Origin of the sequence: uncultured Microbacterium sp., from assembly GCF_963521645.1 — a bacterium.
Lineage (GTDB): Bacteria > Actinomycetota > Actinomycetes > Actinomycetales > Microbacteriaceae > Microbacterium.
In genome coordinates this window covers 1-5761 of the sequence record NZ_CAUQVQ010000117.1, presented here as the reverse complement: position 1 = coordinate 5761, position 5761 = coordinate 1, and the positions used below count along the sequence as shown (strand labels likewise).

Annotated in this window: 8 protein-coding genes; 7 read left to right on the top strand and 1 reads right to left on the bottom strand. The window is 70.3% G+C overall.

The features are described 5' to 3' along the window. Positions 1 to 23: 23 nt before the first annotated feature. Positions 24 to 1112, bottom strand: a complete 1089-nt coding sequence (locus tag RWO82_RS14820; RefSeq protein ID WP_314428297.1) for an EamA family transporter — start codon at positions 1110 to 1112, stop codon at positions 24 to 26. A gap of 39 nt (positions 1113 to 1151) precedes the next feature. On the opposite strand from RWO82_RS14820, the gene RWO82_RS14815 reads away from it, so the two are divergent. The 7 genes from RWO82_RS14815 to RWO82_RS14785 all read left to right on the top strand — a co-directional run bounded on the left by RWO82_RS14815 (position 1152) and on the right by RWO82_RS14785 (position 5570). Beyond that, positions 1152 to 1700: a CGNR zinc finger domain-containing protein gene (locus tag RWO82_RS14815; RefSeq protein WP_314428296.1), complete on the top strand. Its 549-nt coding sequence runs from the start codon at positions 1152 to 1154 to the stop codon at positions 1698 to 1700. Beyond that, entirely contained in the window at positions 1697 to 2674 is a 978-nt protein-coding gene (locus RWO82_RS14810; protein WP_314428295.1) for an acetylxylan esterase, read from the top strand. The genes RWO82_RS14815 and RWO82_RS14810 overlap by 4 nt, the downstream gene beginning before the upstream one ends. Before the next feature lie 101 nt (positions 2675 to 2775). After that, positions 2776 to 3903 carry a hypothetical protein gene (locus tag RWO82_RS14805; RefSeq protein ID WP_314428294.1) on the top strand — a complete coding sequence of 376 codons (1128 nt, stop codon included), beginning with the start codon at positions 2776 to 2778 and terminating at the stop codon, positions 3901 to 3903. An 89-nt stretch (positions 3904 to 3992) separates the two neighbouring features. After that, positions 3993 to 4259, top strand: coding sequence for a hypothetical protein (locus RWO82_RS14800; protein WP_314428293.1), 267 nt, complete (start codon positions 3993 to 3995; stop codon positions 4257 to 4259). Continuing rightward, positions 4256 to 4537 carry a hypothetical protein gene (locus RWO82_RS14795; protein WP_314428292.1) on the top strand — a complete coding sequence of 94 codons (282 nt, stop codon included), beginning with the start codon at positions 4256 to 4258 and terminating at the stop codon, positions 4535 to 4537. Before RWO82_RS14800 ends, RWO82_RS14795 begins: the two co-directional genes overlap by 4 nt. Further along, complete coding sequence (locus RWO82_RS14790; RefSeq protein ID WP_314428291.1) at positions 4534 to 4998, top strand: hypothetical protein; 465 nt, start codon at positions 4534 to 4536, stop codon at positions 4996 to 4998. The genes RWO82_RS14795 and RWO82_RS14790 overlap by 4 nt, the downstream gene beginning before the upstream one ends. After that, complete coding sequence (locus RWO82_RS14785; RefSeq protein ID WP_314428290.1) at positions 4995 to 5570, top strand: hypothetical protein; 576 nt, start codon at positions 4995 to 4997, stop codon at positions 5568 to 5570. Before RWO82_RS14790 ends, RWO82_RS14785 begins: the two co-directional genes overlap by 4 nt. The last annotated feature ends 191 nt before the right edge of the window (positions 5571 to 5761 follow it).

The following is a 5761-nucleotide window of genomic DNA, read 5'->3' as shown; positions in this document are numbered from 1 at the left end:
CGCGCACCTGGCACCTCACGTCGCTATTCGCGCGGGATTCCGACGCCAGGTGCCAACCCAACCCCTGCCCCAGCCCCCGCCCCAGCCCCCGACTCAGCCTCAACCCCAGCCCCCGCCACGAGCGGCCCCTGCCTGGCACGGGGCAGCTCCGCAGCATCCGGCACGGGCTCGACGAATTCGACGGGACGCGGCTCTCCGAGCTTCACGACCACGACGCCGACCAGCACGAGCGCACCGCCGAGGGCCTGCAGCAGGTCGGGAAGCTGTCCGAGCAGCAGCCAGCCGAAGAGCAGCGCCGCGACGACTTCCGACAGGGCGACGAATGATGCCAGCCGCGATCCCAGCATCCGCGTCGACGCGATGCCGAGCACGTACGCGAGCGCGGTCGCGATGAGGCCGATCGCGAGCACCGGCACGAACCACGGCACGGTGCCGAAGCGGTAGGTGATGTCGTCGGTCGTCCAGGCGATGGGCAGGATGCCGACGGCGCCCGCCACGGTGAGTGCGACGGCCCCGAGCAGCAGCCCTCCCCCGGCGAGCGCGATCGGCGGCAGTCCCGTATCGGCCTTGGCGGAGAGCAGGAAGTACGTCGCGGCGCCGACCATCGCGGCGAGCGCCCAGAGGATGCCGGCGACGTTGACCTCTGCGCCGGTGACGATGTCGAGCATCAGCACGAGACCGATGAACGCGATGGCCGCGCCGATCACGCTGCGTCGACTCGGGCGTTCGCCTCGACGGAGCCAGAGCCAGAGGATGACGGCGATCGGCGCGGTGTATTCGATGAGCAGTGCGAGGCCGACGTCCATCACGGCGACGGCCTGGAAATAGCAGAGCTGCGTGGCGGTCACCGCGAGGAGTCCGTAGGCGGCGACCATGCCTGCGTTCTTCCGCAGCGCACCCCATCGACCTCGAAGGGCGAGGATCGTCGGCACGAGCAGCACGAGCGCCGCGACCCAGACGCGCACGGTCACGGCGGCTCCCGGCGTCCATCCCGCATCGATCAGCCCGCGGGCCCAGGCGCCCGACATCCCGAACGCGAAGGCCGCGCCGATCGCCAGCGGCAGGCCGAGGCGCACGCCTCGTGCGGTGATGTCATTTGCCACAGTGCTCATGACAGGTGACGCTACTCTCGCACGATGTAAGGTGTCAACATGAACTTCACCGATGACACGGAGGAGGCTCTGCGCTCGGCCGTCTGGCTCGTGAACTCGGCAGAGGACCCGGAGACCCTGGCGACGCTCGACGACTACGACACCTTCCTCGCGGAGTTCCCCTACTCCGGTCGCCTCGACCGCGACGAGGCCGAGCTCGCCTCGCTGCGCGACCTGCGCCCGCGACTGCGCACCATGCTGCTCGCACCCCGCGATGAGATGGCCGAGCACGTCAACGCCGCCCTCGCCGAAGCTCACCTCGCGCCACGACTGGTGCGTCACGACGGAGCCGACTGGCACCTGCACGCGGTGGCCGACGAGCGCCCGCTGGCCGAACGCGTGCTGATCGAGACCGCGATGGCGCTGATCGACGTCATCCGCGCCGACGAGGGCTCGCGCATCTCCATCTGCGCCGACGACACGTGCCAGGCTCTCGCCCTCGACCTGTCACGGAACCGTTCGAAGCGCTACTGCTCGAGCACCTGCACGAACCGCAACGCCGTCGCGGCCTACCGCGCCCGCCGCACCCGGAGCGACATTCACGCATGACCTTCCCCTCTTCCTACGACGCCTGGTTCCCGGATGCCGCGTTCGACGCCAGCTACGGCCACACGCTCGAGACACTGCGAGCGGTCGCACCGATCGCACCTCCCGAAGGCTTCGCGGAGCGCTGGATGCGGTGGCGCGACGAGGCGCGGCAGGTGGATGCCGCTGCGGTCGTCCTGTCGGTCGACACCGTGGCAGGCCGCCGGGTCTCGGTGATCGAGTACTCGGGCGCCGACGGCGTGCGCCTGCGTGCGTGGGTCGTCGAGCCGGTGTCGGGTGCGGCCCGCGTCGGCGTGGTGCACAGCCACGGGTACGGCGGTCGCGATGCGATCGACCTCGCGCGGGTTCCCGACGATGCGGCCGCGATCTTCCCGGTCGCCCGGGGACTGCCGACGCTGAACGCGGGGGTGGGCGCGCCCGAGCCGAGGGACGAGCACGTGCTGGCCGGCATCGACGACCCGGAGCGCTACGTGCTGGGGTTGTGCGCACGAGACCTGTGGCTCGCGGGTGACGCGTTGATCACGTCGGCAGGCGACCTTCCGCTCTACTACGTCGGCGAGAGCTTCGGCGGAGGCATCGGCTCGCTCGCCCTCCCCTGGGACGACCGCTACATCGGCGCGACCCTGATCGTGCCGAGCTTCGGCCAGTACGACGAGAGATTGGCTGTGCCCTGCCTCGGCAGCGGAGAGGTCGTGCGCGCGCACGTCGCCACGCACCCCGAGGCCCGCGAGGTGCTGCGCTGGTTCGACGCGTCGAGTTCGATGACGCTCGCTCGGGTGCCCGTGCGGGTCGAGGCCGCGCTGTGGGATCCGTACGTACCGCCGCAGGGGCAGTTCGCGGTCGCGAACGCCGCGAACATGCTCGACCTCGAGGTGCTGCCCGCCGGTCATGCGGATTACCCGGGGTCGGACGACATCGGTGCCGCAGCGATCCGGCGCGGCCGCGCGCACCTCGAGCGCGTTCTCGAAGCCCGCTGAGCTCTCTCCGCGGCGAGCGCTCACCCCGCGGCGACCCGTCGAGGCTTCGGCGCAAGATCGCCGATGACATACGATGACACCATCGGATCCGAGGGGGGAACATGTCCGATACCGATTTCTGGATCACTCCGGACGGTCTCGTCGATCAGGCGCGCGCCTTCGATCAGTGCGCGCAGCTCGTCGGCGACGGCAAGACATGGGTGGACGAGCACCCGGTGGGCGACTCGAGCGAGTACCCGCTGTATTCGGGAGCGGCCGAGCAGGCCATGGACATCAGCGCCGGCCTCTCGGTCTTCCTCGGACACGTCCAGGAAGTGCTCGTGGGGGTCGGCACCGAGCTGCGGGACGTCGCCTCCGAGGCCGAGACCATGGACCTGATGTCCGCCGCCGAGCTCGACGCGTACGACCCGGACGAATACAACGACTTCGATCCCGATGCGCCGGGGCGCCGGAGCGCCGCCGAGCTCGCCCCGTCCACCGACCGCACGGACGACGGGGGGCTCTTCCCCGTCTACCCGCTGAACGGAGGCGGCATCGCCTTCTACTGCGATTCGGGTGGACAGTACGACAACCTCGACGAGCAGGGGACCGCGCTGCTGCCCGGTGACCTCCTCAGTCCGTCGGAGTGGGTCTGGACCGTCATGGGATGGATCGGCGCGCAGAGCATCAAAGAAGACCTCCTGGAGGTCTTCGGCGGGCGCTGGTCGGACCTCTACGAGTTCCGCTTCATGCTCGAGGGCATCAGCACGATGCTCAGCGAGGTCGCCGACAACCTGGAGTCCGCGAAGGGCGCCCTGGCCGTGTACTGGCAGGGGTACGCCGCCAACAGCGCGCAGGACTACTTCGAGCACCTCCTCGAGCAGCTCCGCGACGCGAGTTCCGAGATCGGTGACGCGGCAGGGCAGTTCAGCCAGTTCCTGCAGGGCGTCGAGCTCGAGTTCGACGCGCTCGCCGGCGCTGCACACGGGTTCATCGACGCGATCCTCGTCGCGGCGGCGGCTGCCGGAGCCGGCACCGCGACGGCTCCGAGCGGCATCGGCCCCATCGTCGGATACAGCGCGGCCGGCGTCTCGCTCCTCTGGGCGGCGAAATGCGCGAAAGACGTGTGGGACGGCGTCCAGAACGCCCTGACGATCCTCACGCTCCTCGAGGCCGTACGACACCTCTCGGCGGATCTCAGCGACGTCACCGCCGATCTGCATATCCCGACGATGGAGACGACAGGATGAACCGCGAAGAGCGATTCGCAGCGATGGAGGCGAGGCTCGGGGATGCGCTCCGCCCGTCCCCCTTCGGCGCGGCGGACGATCGTCCACTCGTGGACAGCATCCCTGCCTCGTCGCCCCTCATCCGCGAGGTCCGCGCCGAGCTCGAGCGTGCAGCGAACACCGCGGACGCGAGCCCGGAGCTTCGGCTGCGGATCCGAGCGGTGCTCGCCGGACAGCAGTCTCTGAGCGCGCTCCTCAGCGATGATCTCCTCCCCATCCCGCGAGGCGACGCCATCCCGGAGGACGCACGCGACGTCATCGACGTCATCGAGCGCATCGAGCGCATCGAGGACGTCGAGGAAGGAACGCCCGAATGATCAAGATCTCCGGTTCCACGATCGCGACCCTGGACCAGGTGCAGGCGGGACTCGACGGCATGGCCGAGCTGCTCGATGCCCTGGAAGCCCGCCTCGATCGCCTCGAGAGCGCCTGGAACGGCGAGGCGCGTGAGGCGTTCGCCATCTCCCGTCGGCGCTGGAACTCCGACATCCGCGCGCTCCGCGCACTCGCGGCATCCGCGCGCGAGCGTGCGACGAGACACATCGGCGACGTGGATGACTTCGATGCGCGCCGCGCCGGCGCCTGGGCTCGATGAGCCGCCGCCACCCAAGACTGACGCTCGCGTCTGGCGTCGTCGGTGCGGTGCTCCTGCTCGCCGGGTGCGCGTCCGCGTCAGCCGGGGTCTCGATCTCTTTCGACGACGGCGACGGCCAGACGACTGTCTCCGGGAACCCGGCGTCCGTGCGGTGCACGACCTCGAGCGCGAGCGGCATCGCGACCGACGCACCCCAGAGCGGGATCACCGTGCAGTTCGGCGACGGCGCACAGCCGTCCTCCGTCACCGCCTGGGTGTACGACGAGCGCATCTACGTGTTCGAGGCTCGTGACATCGACATCGCGATGGAGGGTGACCGCATCCGCATCGACGCGGCACCCGGGACGGTCACCATCGCCGAGGCCGAGCCGGGCACCCCACCGAGCGCTGGCGATCTCGACACCGAGAACGCCACCGAGGTGGACGGCTCGCTCACCGTCGACCTCACGTGCGACCGATGACGCGCCACGGCTCACGCCGACACCTTCTGCGCGGCGTCGTCGCTCCGGCAGCCGTCGCGGGGATGCTCCTCGCGGCCGGCTGCGCAGCCGGGTCCGGGCCTGCGACGCCTTCCGGAGAGGAGACGGCCGTGCCGGTCAGCCCCTCGCCCCAGGGCGTCGCGCCGACCGAGCCCTCCATCGAGATCACCTACGAGGTGGACGGGCGTTTCGAGACGGTCACCGCCCAGCCGGACAAGGCTTCGTGCGCTTCCGGCGTCCTGCAGGCGTTCTCCGACGGTGAGGTGGCGTCGATGGTCGGCCTCCCTGATGAGGAGGGCGGGCAGGGGCAGATCCGGGCCTACGTGCTCGACGGACTGTACGTCGGGTTCCTCGGACGCAGCGCCGCGGAACAGGAGCGGCTGGACGGCGGCGCGCTCCGTGCGTCAGTCGTCGCACTCGAGGGCACGGCGACACTGGTGGAGCTCCCCGCCGGCGAGCGCCCGTCCGCCGGCGAGCTCGACCTCACGAAGGGCGTCGAGGTGCCCGCCACGCTCACCGCCACCGTGGTGTGCCCGGCGGAGTCCGCGGGGTAGTCGGATCGGAAGAGCGAGCTGCGGGAGATGAGGCAGCTAGCCTGAAAACGGAGCACGCGTCACATCGAGCGACGTGAGCAGGGGGGAACATCGTGGTCGACGACGCACACTCGAACGGTTCGGATCCGGATGCTGTCATCCCGCCGCCTCCGGCCGCGCCCGCTGCCGGCCCGGCTTCCTCCGTCCCGTTG

Excerpts from the sequence above, each read along its gene's own strand:
- RWO82_RS14790 (WP_314428291.1), top strand. The coding sequence starts at position 4,534 with ATGAGCCGCCGCCACCCAAGACTGACGCTCGCGTCTGGCGTCGTCGGT.
- RWO82_RS14820 (WP_314428297.1), bottom strand. The coding sequence starts at position 1,112 with ATGAGCACTGTGGCAAATGACATCACCGCACGAGGCGTGCGCCTCGGC.
- RWO82_RS14795 (WP_314428292.1), top strand. The coding sequence starts at position 4,256 with ATGATCAAGATCTCCGGTTCCACGATCGCGACCCTGGACCAGGTGCAG.
- RWO82_RS14785 (WP_314428290.1), top strand. The coding sequence starts at position 4,995 with ATGACGCGCCACGGCTCACGCCGACACCTTCTGCGCGGCGTCGTCGCT.
- RWO82_RS14810 (WP_314428295.1), top strand. The coding sequence starts at position 1,697 with ATGACCTTCCCCTCTTCCTACGACGCCTGGTTCCCGGATGCCGCGTTC.
- RWO82_RS14815 (WP_314428296.1), top strand. The coding sequence starts at position 1,152 with ATGAACTTCACCGATGACACGGAGGAGGCTCTGCGCTCGGCCGTCTGG.
- RWO82_RS14805 (WP_314428294.1), top strand. The coding sequence starts at position 2,776 with ATGTCCGATACCGATTTCTGGATCACTCCGGACGGTCTCGTCGATCAG.